General features: G+C 73.4%; 16 protein-coding genes. 3 read left to right on the top strand and 13 right to left on the bottom strand.

Annotated elements, in window-relative coordinates; genetic code table 11:
* Positions 1–21: 21 nt before the first annotated feature.
* The 4 genes from ACFZAM_RS28090 to ACFZAM_RS28075 form a co-directional block, all read right to left on the bottom strand.
* Positions 22–921, bottom strand: coding sequence for a MauE/DoxX family redox-associated membrane protein (locus tag ACFZAM_RS28090; protein ID WP_391050254.1), 900 nt, complete (start codon positions 919–921; stop codon positions 22–24).
* An 11-nt stretch (positions 922–932) separates the two neighbouring features.
* Positions 933–1562, bottom strand: coding sequence for a cell wall protein (locus ACFZAM_RS28085; RefSeq protein ID WP_355343736.1), 630 nt, complete (start codon positions 1560–1562; stop codon positions 933–935).
* A gap of 11 nt (positions 1563–1573) precedes the next feature.
* On the bottom strand, positions 1574–1996 hold the full coding sequence (locus ACFZAM_RS28080) for a hypothetical protein (RefSeq protein WP_391050252.1): 423 nt from the start codon (positions 1994–1996) through the stop codon (positions 1574–1576).
* A 745-nt stretch (positions 1997–2741) separates the two neighbouring features.
* Complete coding sequence (locus ACFZAM_RS28075; RefSeq protein ID WP_391050250.1) at positions 2742–3320, bottom strand: Lrp/AsnC ligand binding domain-containing protein; 579 nt, start codon at positions 3318–3320, stop codon at positions 2742–2744.
* 145 nt (positions 3321–3465) lie between these two features.
* Here ACFZAM_RS28075 and ACFZAM_RS28070 point away from each other — a divergent pair, with 145 nt between their 5' ends.
* Together ACFZAM_RS28070 and ACFZAM_RS28065 are read left to right on the top strand one after the other, a co-directional pair.
* Positions 3466–5031 carry an FUSC family protein gene (locus tag ACFZAM_RS28070; RefSeq protein WP_391050249.1) on the top strand — a complete coding sequence of 522 codons (1566 nt, stop codon included), beginning with the start codon at positions 3466–3468 and terminating at the stop codon, positions 5029–5031.
* An 83-nt stretch (positions 5032–5114) separates the two neighbouring features.
* Positions 5115–6161 carry a beta-propeller fold lactonase family protein gene (locus ACFZAM_RS28065; RefSeq protein WP_391050247.1) on the top strand — a complete coding sequence of 349 codons (1047 nt, stop codon included), beginning with the start codon at positions 5115–5117 and terminating at the stop codon, positions 6159–6161.
* A gap of 116 nt (positions 6162–6277) precedes the next feature.
* Here the strand turns inward: ACFZAM_RS28065 and ACFZAM_RS28060 are convergent, their stop codons facing one another.
* From ACFZAM_RS28060 to ACFZAM_RS28040, 5 genes are all read right to left on the bottom strand, one after another.
* The gene (locus ACFZAM_RS28060; protein WP_355343749.1) at positions 6278–7165 is read right to left on the bottom strand and encodes a hypothetical protein; all 888 of its coding nucleotides are present in this window, start codon (positions 7163–7165) and stop codon (positions 6278–6280) included.
* 81 nt (positions 7166–7246) lie between these two features.
* The gene (locus tag ACFZAM_RS28055) at positions 7247–8329 is read right to left on the bottom strand and encodes a BadF/BadG/BcrA/BcrD ATPase family protein (RefSeq protein WP_391050245.1); all 1083 of its coding nucleotides are present in this window, start codon (positions 8327–8329) and stop codon (positions 7247–7249) included.
* A gap of 3 nt (positions 8330–8332) precedes the next feature.
* Entirely contained in the window at positions 8333–9172 is an 840-nt protein-coding gene (locus ACFZAM_RS28050) for a phospholipid scramblase-related protein (RefSeq protein ID WP_355343755.1), read from the bottom strand.
* Positions 9173–9197: 25 nt separating this feature from the next.
* The gene (locus ACFZAM_RS28045) at positions 9198–9875 is read right to left on the bottom strand and encodes a uracil-DNA glycosylase (protein ID WP_188280927.1); all 678 of its coding nucleotides are present in this window, start codon (positions 9873–9875) and stop codon (positions 9198–9200) included.
* 98 nt (positions 9876–9973) lie between these two features.
* Positions 9974–11068, bottom strand: coding sequence for a tRNA-dihydrouridine synthase (locus ACFZAM_RS28040; protein ID WP_391050242.1), 1095 nt, complete (start codon positions 11066–11068; stop codon positions 9974–9976).
* Positions 11069–11206: 138 nt separating this feature from the next.
* Between ACFZAM_RS28040 and ACFZAM_RS28035 the strand changes: the two genes are divergently transcribed.
* Positions 11207–11620: an ArsR/SmtB family transcription factor gene (locus ACFZAM_RS28035; RefSeq protein ID WP_391050240.1), complete on the top strand. Its 414-nt coding sequence runs from the start codon at positions 11207–11209 to the stop codon at positions 11618–11620.
* Positions 11621–11764: 144 nt separating this feature from the next.
* Here the strand turns inward: ACFZAM_RS28035 and ACFZAM_RS28030 are convergent, their stop codons facing one another.
* The 4 genes from ACFZAM_RS28030 to ACFZAM_RS28015 all read right to left on the bottom strand — a co-directional run bounded on the left by ACFZAM_RS28030 (position 11765) and on the right by ACFZAM_RS28015 (position 15815).
* Positions 11765–13138, bottom strand: coding sequence for an FAD-dependent oxidoreductase (locus ACFZAM_RS28030; protein ID WP_391050238.1), 1374 nt, complete (start codon positions 13136–13138; stop codon positions 11765–11767).
* A gap of 96 nt (positions 13139–13234) precedes the next feature.
* The gene (locus ACFZAM_RS28025) at positions 13235–13921 is read right to left on the bottom strand and encodes a TetR family transcriptional regulator (RefSeq protein ID WP_391050237.1); all 687 of its coding nucleotides are present in this window, start codon (positions 13919–13921) and stop codon (positions 13235–13237) included.
* A gap of 227 nt (positions 13922–14148) precedes the next feature.
* Positions 14149–14853 carry an HAD family hydrolase gene (locus ACFZAM_RS28020; RefSeq protein WP_391050235.1) on the bottom strand — a complete coding sequence of 235 codons (705 nt, stop codon included), beginning with the start codon at positions 14851–14853 and terminating at the stop codon, positions 14149–14151.
* Between the two features lie 23 nt (positions 14854–14876).
* Positions 14877–15815, bottom strand: coding sequence for a M56 family metallopeptidase (locus ACFZAM_RS28015; protein ID WP_355343774.1), 939 nt, complete (start codon positions 15813–15815; stop codon positions 14877–14879).
* Between the last annotated feature and the right edge of the window lie 62 nt (positions 15816–15877).

Here is a 15877-nt window from a genome sequence, read left to right as displayed (position 1 = left end):
GCGCGCCCCGTCGTTCTCGGGTCAGTTGACCAGCGGGAGGAGCTGAAGGCGCTCGGCCGCCGAGATGAGCGGGTCCACGTCGACCGGCTCCTCCGTGACGTCGTCGATGACGGACACCCGCACCGCGGGCACGGGCGCCGTGTCGATGGTCGCCGCCAGGTCGAGCGCGAACAGCACGTTCACCGGCCGCGCCCCGCGCGAGTCCTCGTGGACGCCCGCGAACCGCAGGATGCGCCAGCCCTCGTCGTCCCAGTGGTCGAGCAGGGCGGAGCGGACGACGGGAGCCGTCGCCTGCCAGGCCAGGGAGTTCTCCAGCAGCTCCACGGACGCCGCGACCGGCACCCGTTCGCCGGAACCGCTCAGCGGATGCCCGAGGACCCGCAGCCGCAGCTTGCGCAACGGCCGCAGCCACCGCTGGTCGAGGTCGGTGGACAGACCGAGCAGCACCGCCGCGGCCACCACCAGGACGACGGCCGACGGCACCGGATCCCCGCCGATCCGCGACCACCACGTACGGTCGGCGGCCACGGCGGCCAGACCGCCCACGACGACCAGACCGGCACGGGTGAAGGACCGCCAGCCGACCGGCCCCTCGTCACGGGCGCTGCACCCGCAGGACGACTCGGGCGCCGTCGCCCGCGCGTACCCCAGATACGCGGTGAAGCCCGCGCCCAGCACCGCCGTTGCCACGGCGGGCGCCACGGCCTCGGGAACGGCGAGCAGCGCCGCCGCGATCAGCAGCTCGACCGCGCCCACCGCGCGCAGTGCCCGGGTGGCGCGGTGGCCGTTGCCCAGGACCCGCACCAGGACGGTGTTCGCGGCCAGATGGGCCGTACGGCGGCCGAAGAGCTTCGGCGCGCCGGTCACGGCGAGCAGGACCCCGCACAGCAGCGGCGCCAGACTCGGGATGACGGAGATCATCGCGCTCCCTCCTAGTGGCCGACGGTCACGCGGGCGATGTCGACGGTGTCGTCCTCGGGACGCCAGGCGCCGAGGATCTGCGCCGACTGCCCGATCCGCACCCGCGACAGGTCCGAGGTGAGCGCGCCGCCCAGGTACGAGGCGGTGGTCGTCTCGGTGACGATCCGGCCCACGACGGCGTGGTTGTTGCCGTGCGTGAGGTGCAGCCGGTCCTTGGCGATGCCCTGGATCTCGCAGAAGAGATTCACGATGTTGACCCACACCGCGTCCGCCGCGATGGTGCCGTCGGGCATGTCGACACCGCGCGCGTACAGGCCGTCGCCGACCTTGATCTCCGCCGCGGTGGTGGGGCGCAGCTTCCAGACGCTGGTGGCGTTGGTGAGCTGGATGAGGTGCTGGTCGCCGTAGGAACCGGCGACCTCCAGCACGGTGCCGTTGATCGCGGTGATCCGGCCCTCGGCGAACGCCGACTTGGAGATCGCCGGGTCGAGCGACGGCATCGGCGCGGCGAAGGCGGCGTCCGCGTCGATGCCGCCGAGCGCGGTGGCGCCGACGATGGTCGCACCGCCGAGCGCGGCGGTGGTGAGGAAGCGCCGGCGGTCCATCCGGCCGCGGCCCGCGGGATTCTGGTCGTGGCTCATGTCGGTCCTCCTCACTCGTAGATGTAGACGGGGAGCTTGCCGGAGCTGAGATTGCCGATCGCGGAGAACGCGGCCGGGGTCAGGTCGATGACCCGGTTGGTGCGGCAGGCGCCGTTGCAGCACGCGGACTCGCCGCAGAAGCTCTTGGTGCGCGGTCCGCAGTCGGAGACCGTGACGCAGACCGTCGCGCCGGAGCACTGGTGCTTGACGTTCATCACCGAGCCGCAGCCGCGGCGCGCGATCGTCTCACCGCACAGGTCGGGCCGGGTGATGTCGAAGCACGCCTGGGAGGCGTTCGGCCACGCCGCTTGGTGGGCGTTGGACTGGCAGGTGCCGCAGGCACCGGTGCCGGTGCTGCCGCAGGGGCCCCAGGCGCTGCCGCAGCAGAACCAGGTGGTCTCACCTGCCCAGAGACTGGTCGATCCGCAAGCCATGTCGATTCCCTTCGCTCGCGCGCAGGTGTTGTGACCTGCGCATGACAACACAAGGTGCATGCCGCGCCATGCGTGACACGTGACACGGGGCCGCCGGTGGGGACGGCGGCGGTGCTGGGTGTTCGGCGTCCGGGATGCGCGCGCTCGCGGGGGAGGTGGGGCGACGGGCGGGACCGCGAGGCGGTGGGGCGGTGTGGCGTGAATCGCGCGGATGTGCGAGGTGCGTGGTGCGCTCGATGCGTGCGGGGACAGTGGGGGGTTCGGGTACTGCGAGTGCTGAGGGTGGCGCGGGTCCTGTGGGGATTCCGGGGCATGTGGGGACGCCGGGAGAATTGCATGCCCATGACAAGGTGTGCGTCGGATGGGTCGGCAGTGATGGTGGAACACGGCCATGATGCGCGCTTCTACGCGCGTCCGCCAGAGGGCGGGAGACACGAGAGGCCCTTGGGGCGGGCGGCACGAGCCGTACGGTGCGGGGTACCGGGCGTTGGCCTCGGGCATCACGGCCGCCGCGCGGCGCGCGGACGCGTGGGCCGTCTTTTGCGGGGTGCCCGGGATGTCGTGATCCAGCCAGCCGCGGCCACGGCGGCTCGCGTACGCCTACGATCTGCCGCCTGCCGCCTGCCGCCTGCCGCCTGCCGCCTGCCGCCTGCCGCCTGCCGCCTGCCGCCTGCCGCCCGCCGCCCGCCGCCTGCCGCCCGGGTATCGGGCGCGGTCGCTGGGGGTGTCGCCCGGCGCTGAAGGGCTACCGGGTCGCCCGCTGAGCGCCACCGCCTGATCCGTCGCCCGATCCGGCGCCGGGCCCCGGGACCCCGGCCGCCCTGCCGCCCGGTCCGCCGCCCTGGCGTCGGGTCGCCGCGCTGCGGCCCACGGCCTCCACCAGCGGCAGCACGCGGTACGGGACCCGCTCGCGCAGGGCGATCTCCGTACGGGTCCGGACCACGCCCGGCAGTTGGATCAGCCGCTGGATGATGTCCTCCAGATGGGCGTTGTCGCGTGCCGCAACCCGGGTGAGCAGATCCCCGCCGCCGGTGATCGAGAGCGCCTCGATGATCTCCGGCACGGCCGCGAGCGCTTCGCCCACGTCGTCCAGGCGCCCCTGCGTCACCTCGATCCGCACGAAGGCCAGCACCGGGTGGCCCAGCGCGGCAGGCGACACGCGTGGTCCCGCCGTGGTGATCACCCCGTCCCGCTCCAGCCGGTCGAGCCGGGCCTGGAGGGTGCCGCGGGCCACGCCGAGTATGCGGGCGTACTCACGGACGCTGGTGCGCGGCTGCTCCAGCAGCAGCCGCAGGATGCGGGTGTCCAGTGCGTCGACGGCCATGGGCCACTGGTCTCCTCATGGTCGATGACAGGACACCTTCACCGTACCAATGGCACAGCACTGAGCGACCAGTTTGAGCCACTGCCCGCTCGGGTGCTTTCCTGGTGGTGACGATGGCGTTGCGGTCCTCCGCAACGCCTTTGCCATGTCCGGCGCCGACCGCCGCCGGGCACCCGTACCGGACAGGGGTGGAACCGCACACGTGAAGAAGTTGTTCGTCGCACCGGATCCGGGCCGCGCGCGGCTGCGCCACGCCTCCCGCGCCGTCCTCGGCATCGCGCTCGCCGTCACCGCGGCGGGCCTGGCCGGATTTCCGCTGCCCGCGATGTGCGGCGGTGGTCTCGCCGCGCTGCTCGCCTTCTTCGTCGTCGCCGACGCCCGCGTCGGCCAGCAGGCGGTCACCATCGCCCTGATGCCCCTGACCGGACTGCCGGTGCTCACCGCCGCGGCCTGGCTGCACCCGTACCCGCTCGCCCGCGATGCCGCCTTCGTCGCCGTCGTCCTCGCCGGGGTCTACGTCCGCCGCTGGGGTGCCCGCGGCCACGCGCTCGGCGTCTTCGGCTTCATGATGTTCTTCATCGCGCAGTTTCTGCACGCCGTCCCGGCCGAACTCCCCGAGCTGTACGCGGCGATCGGCCTCAGCCTCGCCGTCGCCGCCACCGTCCGCTTCGGCCTGTGGTGCTACGAACGCGGCGCCGCTCCCGTACCGGCCGTATCTCTTGTCCAACCGCCCGGTCTGCGCAGGCCGACCACCCGGCAGGCCGTCCAGGCCGCGACCGCCGCGGCCGGAGCCCTCGCGTTCGGCCAGGCACTGTCGGAGGACCGCTGGTACTGGGCGGTCGCCACCTCCTGGTGGATCTTCGTCAACACGGCGTCGCGCGGCGAGACCCTGGTGCGCGGCTTCCGCCGCGTGCTCGGCACCGCGCTCGGCATCGTGGCCGGATTCGCCCTCGCCCTTCCCCTGCACGGCGCCCCCGTACCGTCCGCCGTCCTCGTCGCGGTGTGCGTCTTCGGCATCTTCTACAGCGCGGCCGTCTCCTACTCCTGGATGACCTTCTTCGTCACCGTCATGGCCGGCTCCCTCTACGGGCTGCTCGGCGTCCTGCACCCGGCGCTGCTCCTGCTGCGCCTCGAGGAGACCGGGGCGGGCGCGCTCTGGGCGGCCCTCGCCGTGCTGCTGGTGCTGCCGGTCACCACGCACGCCGCCACCGACGCCTGGATCCAGCGCGCCCTGGAATCCGTACGCGACTTCACCGCGCAGGCCGCCCGGCACCTCGCCGGTGAACCCGGCGCCGACCTGGCAGGACGCGCCGCCGAACTGGACCTGGTACTCGGCCGGGTACGCGCCTGCCTGGCGCCGCTGGTGCACCCGCTGAGCCCCCTGCGGGCCCGCAGAGCGCGGGCCGGTCACGTACTGCGCCTCCTCGACGCCTGCGCCCACCAGGTGCGCGGCCTCGCCGAGGTCGTCGCCCACCCCGAAGCGGGCCACGACGAGCGGCTGTCGGCCGCCTGCCGACGGGTCGAGGACGCCGTGCGCCGCCTGGTCGTACGCGGGGTCGAGGCACCGGAACCCCGGCCGGAAACGCCCTGGGACGGCGTGGGACATCCGCACGCCGAACGCGCGCTCGGCCACCTGCGGGTCCTGGAAACGGCGCTCACCGACCTCGCCGCTCCCCTGCACGCCGACCCCCGGGCGCCGCTCGCCGCCTGACCAGTGGGACCCGGGGGCGACGCGGCCGCCGTCAGGTACTAATCTCAGCCGCCGTACAGACATCAGGCGGAAGAGGTACGGCAGTGGCCGGGCACGTTTACATCGGGTCGTTCACTTCGGCGGGCGGGCGAGGGCTCACCACGGCCGCCGTCGACCCGGACACGGGAGCGCTCACCGCGCTCGGCGACAACGCCGAGGTGCAGAATCCGTCCTTCCTCGCCCTGTCCGACGACGGGCGGACGCTCTACACGGTCGGCGAGACCGAGCCGGAGGGCACCGCCGCCGCGTTCTCGCTCGCGGACCCGGCCGCGCCCCGGCTGCTCGGCGCGCCCGTGCAGGTGCACGGCGGCTGGCCCACCCACCTCGCCGTCCACCGCGGCCACCTGCTCACGGCCAACTACGCGGAGCCCGGCAGCGTCAGCGTCCTGTCCATCGGCGAGGACGGCGCGCTCGGCGGACTGCGCTCACTGCTGGAGCACGAGGGCGACGGCCCCCACCCCGAGCGCCAGACCGGGCCGCACGCCCACGCCGTGCTGACCGACCCCAGCGGACGCTGGGCGGTCAGCGTCGACCTCGGCACCGACTCGGTGCGGGTCTGCGAACTGGACACCGACAGCGGCGAGCTGGAGATCGAGCGCGAGCTGGGACTGCGCTCCGGGATCGGCCCGCGCCACCTCACCTTCCACCCGGCCGGCCACCACGCCTATGTGATGAACGAACTCGACTCCGTCGTCACCGTCTGCCGCTGGGACCCCTCCATCGGCAGCCTGCGCCCGCTCGCCGAGGTCCGCGTGCTCCCCGACGGCACCGAGGGCGAGAACTACCCCTCGGAGCTGGTCGTCTCGCCCGACGGCCGCTTCGCCTGGGCCGCCAACCGCGGCCACAACAGCATCGCGGTGCTCGCCCTGGACGAGACGGGGGAGCGGCTGGAACTGCTCGACACCGTGAGCTGCGGCGGCGACTGGCCGCGCCACCTCACCCTCGACCCGTCGGGCACCCGGCTGTACGCGGCCAACGAGCGCTCCGGCGACGTCACCTGGTTCGACGTCGACCCGGGCACCGGCATCCCCAAGCAGGCCGGTTCGCTCGCGCTGCCCGCCGTGTCCTGCGTGCTCTTCGCCCGGCCCTGACACCGCGGCGGCGGGCTCGCGCGGCCCGCACGACGGGAAACGGCGCGGGCGGGCGGTCCTGTCGAAGGACCGCCCGCCCGCGCCGTTGTCGTCGCCGTGTCGACGCGCCGCCTCGTTCAGTGCGAGGGCGCGCTCTCCTGCTGCTGCATCGCGATGCCCAGCGCGCCCGCGTAGTGCGTGACCACCAGCTTGCCGACCGCCGGGTACGGGCCGAGCGCGTCGGCGCCCGAGCAGCCCGCCTCCGCCGCGGCGGTGTGCAGGAGCTGCGGCGCGATCTCCGGGCCGATCAGGCACGGGGCGAGCGCGAGCCGGCCGGAGCCGGAGGAGCGCAGCTGCTCCGCCGCCCGTGCGATGGAGCCGTCCTCGTCGAGCGCGGCGGCCAGCACCGGCACGGCGAGCCGCGCGGCCAGCAGCAGCCCGGTCACACCCGCGGCCTGCGCCGCCTCCTCGCCGCCGACGGTCGCCAGGATGATCCCGTCGGCCGCGGTCGCCACGGTGAACAGCCGGGCGCGGTCGGCGCGGGCCAGACCCGCCTCGGCGAGCCGGACGTGCAGCGCCTCGGCGAGCAGCGGGTGCGGACCGAGGACGTCGGTCAGCTCCACCTGCGCCTTGGTGTCGGCGATGGCCTGCCGGATCCTGCGCAGCACCGAAGCCTCGGGTCCCGCGAGCAGCGGGACGACGACGGCCGCGGTGTCCTCCCCCGACCGCTCGTCCGCGATGGCGGCCAGGACGCCGCGCAGCGCAGGGAATTCGGTCTCCGCGCCGTCCTCACCGTCGACGAAGCCGATCCGCGGATCGAGTCCCGACAGCTCGGAGCGGGCGATGCTCACGACCTCCTCCGCCAGACTGAGCGCGGCGGCGGTGGGAGTGCCGGGGACGGCCAGAACCAGCACCGGCGCGCCCTCGGGCGCGGCCAGCGCCTCCGGTCGGCGGTGACGTCCCGGCTGGCGCGGGCGCGGCATTCGAACGGGAAGGCCGGAGGCGGGCCCTGTGGCAGTGCTCATGGCGACGCATGCTAACGCCTTGGGGCGCCTGGATGTTCGGCCGGGTCGGAGCCGCGGCAGACCTGTCCTGATCTGTCCGTTTCACCGCTCACGTTCGGTCATTGAACGAGTCTGAGCTGTGCCGGAACGCGCCGCGTCGGCACCGGAACGAACTGGTGCGGTACGCGAACGTGCCGGTGCGGCACGGGAGACGAGCCGCAGCAGCGCGGGGTCGGCCGGAAGCGGCAGCGCGTCCCGGTGCAGGGCCCCCGCGATCAGCAGCGCGCCGTCCAGCGGATCACCGGCCGCCGGTACGAGCCTGGCTTCCGGCAGCATCCGCCCGGCCCGCTCACGCAGCGGCCCGAGCAGCGGCTCACCCATCTTGAACAGGCCACCGGTCAGCGCCACGTCCACCGCGGCGGCGTCCGGCCGTACGGCAGCCGCCGACTCCAGGATGTGCGTCGCGGCGGCCCGCAGGATTCCGGAGGCCACCGGATCGCCCCCCGTGGCACAGGCGGCCACGTCGGGCGCGAACGAGGCCAGTACGGCGGGGCGGTCGGGTCGCGGGTAGAGCTGTGCGGGCATCCCGTCGAGCGGCCCGAAACGGTCCTCCGCGCGGGCCAGCAGCGCCGTGGAGCCGCCCGCCCTGCCGTCGTGCGCGCGCATCGCCGCGTCCAGGCCCGCGCGGCCGATCCAGGACCCGCCGCCCGCGTCGCCCAGCAGATGGCCCCAGCCGTCCGCGCGCAGCCAGCCGCGGCCGTCGGCCGCGGTGCCGAGCGCGATCATGCCGGTCCCCGCGGCGACGACGACGCCCGGCCGCAGACCGAGCGCGCCCGCGTACGCGGTCACCGCGTCACCGGCCAGCGCCAGCGACTCCACCCCGAAAGCGGCGGCCAGGGCGTCGGGCAGCACGGCGCGCAGGTCGGCGCCGAGTGTGGCCATACCGGCCGCGCCGACGCACGCGGCGGCCAGCGTGCCGGCCCCGGCCTTGTCCAGCAGGCCGTTCACCAGGGGCACGACCTGGTCGAGCAGGCTCGCGGCGTCGATCCCGCGCTCGCCGGTCACGGCCGGGCGGGCCGAGACGGCGGGCGCGGACACCTCGGTGCCGTCGGCGCGGGCGACGGCCACCCGCACACCGGAACCGCCGGAGTCGATCCCGAGCACCCAGTCAGCGGAAGCGGGCACGGATCAGCCGAGCCCGCGCGAGTCCTGCTTGAGCGCGGTGTCCACGGTCAGCGCCGAGGCGACGACCATGCTCAGCAGCGGGTCGGCCAGCGGCCGGTGGATCTGGAGGACGTAGTTGTCCGCCGTGGTGAACATGGTCTTGGCCAGGCCCTCCCACGTCTTGGTGATCCGGCCGATCTCCGTCTCCGTGTGGTCCACGATGGCGAAGTTCCACGCCCGCCAGTTCTCTGCCTTGATGGCACCGATCTGCTGGCCGTTGTACATGAACGCGAACTTGATCTTGCCGAAGGCGTTCTGCTGCACGATCTCGCCGAGCGGCTCACCGTTCGAGCGGTGCACCAGCACCTTGGACTTGATGAACTTCGCGGGCCGGGTGAGCACCAACTGCGGCTGCCCGTGCGCGTCCCTGACCTCCAGCTTGTGGGTCAGGAACTGGTCCACACTGGAGACGAAGCGCAGCACCTTCTTCGCCGTGCTCTGCCCGATCTCGACGACCGAGCCGAGGGTACGGCCCTGCTGGTCGAAGACGCTGTACTCGTTGACCAGCTCGATCAGCTTGGCCTTCTGGTTCACCACCAGGATCGGCTCGGTGAACAGGGTGCCGCCGCCGAACGAGGTCGGCGCTATCCCGGCCTGCTGCTGCACCTGGCGCTGGACCTTGGACGGGTCGGGGGCGCCGCTGACATTCACCTCCCACGCGTTGCCGCCGCCTTGCTGCTGCTGCGGAATCTGGCCGGGGTTCGTGTGCTCCGTCCACTGTTTGCCGTCCCAGTAGCGGAGCAGATTCGGAGTGCCTTGCGGGTCGGCGTACCAGCCCGCCGGAGTATTGGGATGCGTCGTCACCCGGGCAGAGTACCGTCAAGACATGTCAGGGAAGGAGCCAGTCGACCGGCTGCGCACCCTGCCGGACCAGCAGATCATTGGCGCGGCTGAAGGGCCGTGAGCCGAAGAAGCCGCGGTCGGCCGACATGGGGGAGGGGTGCGAGGACTCGATGGCGGGCAACTGCCCGAGCAGCGGCCGCAGATTGCGGGCGTCCCGGCCCCACAGCACGGAGACCAGCGGACGGCCCCGGGCGGCGAGCGCCCTGATCGCCTGCTCGGTGACCTCTTCCCAGCCCTTGCCGCGGTGCGCGGCGGGCCGCCGGGGCGCGGTGGTCAGCGCCCTGTTGAGCAGCAGCACACCCTGCCGGGTCCACGGCGTGAGATCCCCGTTGGACGGCCGCGGCAGCCCCAGGTCGGAGCCCAGTTCGCGGTAGATGTTCTCCAGACTGCCCGGCAGCGGCCGTACGTCCGGCGCGACGGAGAAACTGAGTCCCACCGCGTGACCCGGGGTCGGATACGGGTCCTGCCCGACGATCAGCACCCGCACGTCGTCGAAGGGCTGCTGGAACGCGCGCAGTACGTTCGCACCGGAGGGAAGGTACGTACGCCCCGCGGCGATCTCGGCGCGGAGGAAGTCCCCCATCGCCGCGATCCGGTCCGCCACCGGTTCGAGCGCCTTCGCCCAGCCCGCTTCGACGATCTCGTTCAATGGTCGCGCTGTCACGGTCCGTCACTCTACTGGCTCAACGGCCGTGCCGCGGACGGGGATCGGACCCGCCCGCGCAACGACGGCTCCGGCGGCGGACCGCCGGGCAGGACCGGTCAGATACCGGCCCGGCGGAAGGCCCGCCCGTACTGCTGCGGCACCGCCACCTCGGAGCCCAGCTCACGGGCGGCGTGCAGCGGCCAGTTCGGCGTACGCAGCAGTTCGCGGCCGAGCAGGACGGCGTCGGCCTGGCCGGTGGACAGGATCGTCTCGGCCTGCCGGGGGTGGGTGATCTCGCCGACGGCCGCCACCGGCAGACCGGTCTCGGCCTTCACGCGGGCCGCGAAGGGCACCTGGTAGCCGGGGCCGAGCGGAATGCGTACGCCCGCGGCGTTCCCGCCCGTGGACACGTCGAGCAGGTCGACCCCGCGCACGAGCAGTTCCTTGGCGAAGCGGACCGTCTCGTCCGCCGTCCAGCCGCCGTCCTCCAGCCAGTCGGTGGCCGAGATGCGGAAGAACAGCGGCAGTTCCTCCGGCCAGACCTCGCGCACGGCGTCGACCGTCTCCAGCGCGAACCTGATCCGGTTCTCGAAGGCGCCGCCGTAGCCGTCGGTGCGGTGGTTGCTGTGCGGAGAGAGGAATTCGCCGATCAGATAGCCGTGCGCGCCGTGCAGTTCGAGCACCTCGAAGCCCGCCGCGAGCGCGCGCCGGGCCCCGGCCACGAACTGCCCGACGACGTCCCTGATGTCCGCCTCCGACAGCTCGGTCGGCACCTTGGACTCGGCGGAGAACGCCACCGGGCTCGGCGCCACCGGCTGCCAGCCGCGCTCGTCCGCGCCCAGCGGGCCGCCACCCGCCCACGGCCGGTCCGTGGACGCCTTGCGTCCGGCGTGGCCGATCTGGATGCCGGGCACGGTGCCGTGGTCCTTGAGGAAGCGGGTGATCCGGCTGAAGGCCGCCACCTGGTGGTCGTTCCAGATCCCGAGGTCGGCGGGGCTGATCCGGCCCTCGGGGCTGACCGCGGTCGCCTCGACCAGGATCAGTCCGGCGCCGCCGACCGCCCGCGACGCGTAGTGCGCGAAGTGCCAGTCGCCGGGCGCTCCCTCGTCGGGCCCCTCGGTCGCCGCCGAGTACTGGCACATCGGCGCCATCCAGGCCCGGTTGGGAATGGTCACGGACCGCAGGGTGAAGGGCTCGAACAGCGCGCTCACGGCACTCTCCTCGTCGTCGGACTCCGTCGCGGGGCTCCACCGGTCGGGGCCTGTCGCCGCGCACTGGTGACGGCTTCTACGATAGACGCCGTAGTACGGCAGACGTCAAACTACGACGGGTATCGTAATATGACGTTCATGACACTCCCGATTCCGTCCCACGCGCCACCGGCACCGGCACCGTCGGCGCCAGCCGCAGGTGCCGACGCCCCGGCCGCCGCCGGGCGCGCGCTGGAGCACCCCGGCACCGGGGAGATCCGGCTCGAAGAGGTGCTGCACGCACTGTCCGACCCGATGCGGCTGATCGTGGTCCGCAATCTGGCCGCGGCCCACGGTGAAGTGGCCTGCTCCGACGTGCCGTTGCCGGTCAGCAAGTCCACGACCACGCACCACTTCCGGGTGCTGCGCGAGGCGGGCGTCATCAGCCAGATCTACCGCGGCACCTCCAAGATGAACGCGCTGCGCACGGACGACCTCGAAGCGCTCTTCCCCGGTCTGCTCGACCGCGTCCTCGACGCGGCGGCCCGCCAGGCGGCCCGGCTCGACGGCTGACCGTGGGGCGTGGGGCGCCCGGATCCAGGGTCTGTATCCGAGTGCCTGTATCCGAGTCCCTGGATTCGAGTGCCCGGATTCGAGTGCCCGGATTTCGAGTGGCTGGATTCGACGCGCCTCGATCCGTCCCGTCCGTGACGGGCCTCAGGCCGGTCCCTCGGCGGGCGGCGACGACGAGTGGCCCGCCGCCGTCAACAGCCCTTCCCAGTCGGGGATCTTGACCGTCCCCCGGTCCAGGGAACGGCCCCACTCCGCCTCCGCCGCCTCGATCGCCAGCCAGCCCGGCCAGGCGACCGGCCGTACGCCCGCGGCCCGCAGCCCGGCCAGCGGATCGGCCGACAGCTCTCGCGTCAGCAGACCCGGCGCGTCGGCGATCAGGGCCGCCGCGGTCTCCTTGGCGCACGGCCGGTTGGTGCCGATCACACCGGTCGGCCCGCGCTTGATCCAGCCCGCCACGTACTCGCCGGGGGAGGGCGTGCCGTCGCGCAGCACGCGGCCCGCGTCGTTCGGCACCACCGCGCCCCGAGGGTCGAAGGGCAGGCCGGGCAGGGGCACCCCCTGATAGCCGACCGAGCGCAGGACGAGTCCCGCGTCGATCTCCTCGCCGCCGCCTGTATCGGACACACCGCCGCGCCCGTCAGGACCCGTTCGGGTGAAACGGACCGCGCGCACCCGCCCGGCCTCGTCGGCGAGGAACGCGGTGGGGCGCAGGAAGAACCGCACATGGAGTCGGCGCGGCCGTCCCCGCTGCGGCTGCGCGGCCCACGAGCGCAGCACCTCCACATTGCGCCGGGCCGCCGTTGGCAGACCGGAGGGGGCGGCGTACGCCGGGTCGAGCGCCAACTCGTCCTCGCGCACGATCACATCGGTGTCGGCCAGCGCGCCCAGCTCACGCAGCTCCTTGGTGGTGAACTTCGCCTGCGAGGGCCCGCGCCGCCCCACCATGTGGATGTCGGTGACGCGGCTGTCGGCGAGCGCCCGCAGCGCCGCCTCCGGTACGTCGGTGCGCCGCAGTTCGTCCGCGCGCCGGGCCAGCACGCGCGCCACGTCGACCGCGACGTTCCCCACGCCGATGACGACGGCCGAGCGGGCCCGCAGCGCGAAACCGTCCGGCGGCTCGTCGGGGTGCGCGCTGTACCAGGACACGAAGCGGGTCGCCGAGTAGCTGCCAAGCAACTCCTCGCCGGGCACGCCCAGTCTGCGGTCGGTCGCGGCGCCCACGCAGTAGACCACCGCGTGGTACAGGCCGAGCAGCCGCTCCGGCGTCAGCGGCGCGGGCCCCACGCCGACGTTGCCGAGGAAGCGGACCCGCGGGTCCTCCAGCACCTTGCGCAGGCTGCCCTGGAGGGACTTGATCTTCTCGTGGTCGGGCGCGACACCGTATCTGACCAGGCCGTACGGGCACGGCAACCGGTCGAGCACGTCAACCGCGACATCCGGCACCGACTCCTGACGGGTGAGCGCGTCCGCGGTGTACACCCCGCTCGGACCCGAACCGACGACTGCGACGCGTAACACGACGGTGCTCCCTTCGGCGGGATGTCACCAGCATGCGCCCTCCGGACGCGTCGCGGCAGAGCGCCGCACCCGGCGGCCCGGTCGAGGCGCACGATTTCAGTCCACCGGTCGCCGGTCCCCGCCGTCCCCGCCGCCCCCGTCCCCGCCCGCGCCGGCCTTCGCGGGGGCCACCGCGCAGTCCTTCGGCGGCACCCCCAGCGTCCACTCCAGCCCGTACCGCTCGAAGAGTTCGGCCCGCAGCCGCGACAGCGGCATCGGAGCGCCCGGCAGCAGCAGCGCCACGGTCGCGCCCATCAGCAGCGCGCGCAGCAGCCGGTACTCCGCCTCGGGACCCTCGGGTCCCGACACGATTCCCGCGCCGTCCACCGCCTGGCTCAGCAGCGCCGCGAGCTTCTGCTGCTCCGGGCACTGGATGAAACCCTCCGCCTGGAGGATCGACGCCATGTGCGTACGCATCAAGGTGGTGTGCGTCTGGGTGAGGCCGAGGACCGCGTCGATGGCCCGCGCCATCCGTTCCTGGCCGTCCTCCGACCGCGGCTCGCGGTCCAGCGCGGCGGCCAGTTCCATGTGCATCAGCCGGTGCACGGCGGACTGCAACAGTTCGCGCTTTCCCGCGAAGTAGTACGAGACCAGGCCGCGTGCCGACCCGGCCCGCTGGGTGATGTCCGCCAGCGTGGTGGCCGCGTAGCCGCGTTCCTCGACCAGCTCCACGGTTGCCTGGAGCAACCGTTCCCGGGAACGCTGACGCATAGCTTCATTGACCGATGCGCTCCGAGGGGACATTATTTACTCCTGCGTTGACTGGCTGCGAGCCAATATACTCAGCGCAACCCGGCGGGCTTCGCCCTGTCCGGGAAACGGGGGATGGTGCCGGGCCCGGCGGCGCGGGGGATCGCCGGGACCGGCGCCGATCCCGAAAGCGCTTGTCATCGAGGCTCGTGTCCTGAAAGCGCTTGCCCCTTCAGCGGCCGGTTCATGAACGCTCGGCGCGTACGGTGCGCGGCGCCGCATCAGCCCAGTCGGTAGCCCAGTCGGTCCAGGACGCCGAGCAGCGCGTCGGGACGTGCCGTCACCGGCAGATGGTCCACCAGGAACACCGGGCAGCCCAGCGCGGCGGCGCCGCCGTCCGCCGCACGGCTGTCGCCCACCATCGCGACGTCCGCGGGCTCCAGTCCGAGCCCGTCGCAGGCGATCCGGAACAGCCGCTCGTCCGGCTTCTGGACGCCGTGCTCGAAGCTCAGCGCGAAGACGTCCACCAACTCGTCCAGCCCGTGCTCCCCGAAGACCGGCCGCAGATCCCATCCGATGTTGCTCACCACCGCCACCGGCACGCCCCGGTCCCGCAGGGCCCGCAGCGCGCGCTCGGTGTCGGGGTACGGATTCCACGCGGCGGGCGCCATGTGCCGGTCGTAGAGCGCGTCGTGCACATCCCAGGGGAGCGCGACGGTACGGGACAGGCCGCCGTACGCCGCTCGGTGCTCGGCCGCGCTGGTGTCGCGCCGGGCCCAGGCCGCCGCCAATCGCGGCGGAATCCGCTCGGGCGGTCCGCCGCCGGGCAGCGCGCCCGCCCGCTCCAGCGTTCCGGCGTACGCCGCGACCTCGTCGTCGGTGGCCGTGACGCCCTCGGCGGTGAGCGCCGACCGCAGCCAGGACTCGGCCGCTTCGACCCGCATCAGGGTGCCGGAGAAGTCGAACATCACGCCTTTGACGGCCATGGCCCCGCCTCTCCCGCCGCCGCTCAGGTCAGCGCGCCGAGGCCGGGGCCAAAAGCGATCAGCAGCGGAACCGCCGGGACCAGCAGCGCGAAGGCCGTCATCCGCACCCGTTGGCCGAGCGGCAGCCGGGGCGCGGGATCGAGCAGTCGGTGCACGCGGCCGGGCAGCGCGGCGAGCGGCGTGGGGCAGGGGCCGAAGACACCGCGTTCCGCGTTGAGTTCGACCAGCGCGAGGGCGGTGGTGAGGCGGCCGAAGCGGCGCGAGGCGGTGTCGTCGGCCGCCAGTTCCACCAGGTGGTGCACCTGGTCACGGAAGGCGGCGAAGACCGGCACCTGCGGGAAGCCGCCCGCGAGCGCGCCCGAGCAGTGCAGCAGCACGTCGTGCCTGGCGCGTACATGTCCCTGCTCGTGGGCCAGCACGGCGTCCAGTTGGCGGCCCTTCAGGCGGCGCAGCGCGGCCGTGGTGATGACCAGTTGGGGCTCGGCGCCGGACAGCCACCAGGCGTCGGAGCGGGCGTCCTCCAGGACCACCAGGCGCTCGCCGGGCGTGACGGTCTCGCCGGGCAGCCGGGGCGCGCGCACGCGGAGTTCCGCGCGGCGCTGCTTGCGCCGCGACCGTGTGCCGCGCACCTCGCGGGTGAGCATCGCCGCGGTCCACACCCCGCCGAGCGCGAGCAGGACGGCGATGGTCCCGGCCCAGCGGCCGTACTCGGACAGCGCGTAGGCGTCGACCACACCGCTCGGGGCGAACGCGAAGAGATTGCCGCGGACCGCGGCCCAGGCGGCCGAGGCGGAGAGCGCCATGGCCAGCACGCAGCACAGCAGTACGGCGGCGACCACACACTGCCAGACCCACAGGGCCAGCACCGGTTCGCGTTCCGGCCACTTGGCACGGGACAGCAGACGCGGCGCCATCGCCGCCGCAAGTGCGCCGAGAATCAGCAGCACGAACGGGACCGTCATGGTGATCAGCCTAGGAGGCGCGCGGTGCACGGGGGACGGACCACGACCCGATGTGACGCATG

This window comes from Streptomyces sp. NPDC008079, from assembly GCF_042957385.1.
Classification (GTDB): Bacteria; Actinomycetota; Actinomycetes; order Streptomycetales; family Streptomycetaceae; genus Actinacidiphila.
Note: the sequence above shows the minus strand (reverse complement) of the source record. Positions and strands in the feature narration are given on the sequence as shown.

What these genes read in the sequence shown, in the direction of transcription:
- ACFZAM_RS28015 (WP_355343774.1), bottom strand. Translation starts at nt 15,815, where the DNA reads ATGACGGTCCCGTTCGTGCTGCTGATTCTCGGCGCACTTGCGGCGGCG.
- ACFZAM_RS28090 (WP_391050254.1), bottom strand. Translation starts at nt 921, where the DNA reads ATGATCTCCGTCATCCCGAGTCTGGCGCCGCTGCTGTGCGGGGTCCTG.
- ACFZAM_RS28025 (WP_391050237.1), bottom strand. Translation starts at nt 13,921, where the DNA reads ATGTCCCCTCGGAGCGCATCGGTCAATGAAGCTATGCGTCAGCGTTCC.
- ACFZAM_RS28020 (WP_391050235.1), bottom strand. Translation starts at nt 14,853, where the DNA reads ATGGCCGTCAAAGGCGTGATGTTCGACTTCTCCGGCACCCTGATGCGG.
- ACFZAM_RS28075 (WP_391050250.1), bottom strand. Translation starts at nt 3,320, where the DNA reads ATGGCCGTCGACGCACTGGACACCCGCATCCTGCGGCTGCTGCTGGAG.
- ACFZAM_RS28060 (WP_355343749.1), bottom strand. Translation starts at nt 7,165, where the DNA reads ATGAGCACTGCCACAGGGCCCGCCTCCGGCCTTCCCGTTCGAATGCCG.
- ACFZAM_RS28085 (WP_355343736.1), bottom strand. Translation starts at nt 1,562, where the DNA reads ATGAGCCACGACCAGAATCCCGCGGGCCGCGGCCGGATGGACCGCCGG.
- ACFZAM_RS28080 (WP_391050252.1), bottom strand. Translation starts at nt 1,996, where the DNA reads ATGGCTTGCGGATCGACCAGTCTCTGGGCAGGTGAGACCACCTGGTTC.
- ACFZAM_RS28035 (WP_391050240.1), top strand. Translation starts at nt 11,207, where the DNA reads ATGACACTCCCGATTCCGTCCCACGCGCCACCGGCACCGGCACCGTCG.
- ACFZAM_RS28070 (WP_391050249.1), top strand. Translation starts at nt 3,466, where the DNA reads ATGTCCGGCGCCGACCGCCGCCGGGCACCCGTACCGGACAGGGGTGGA.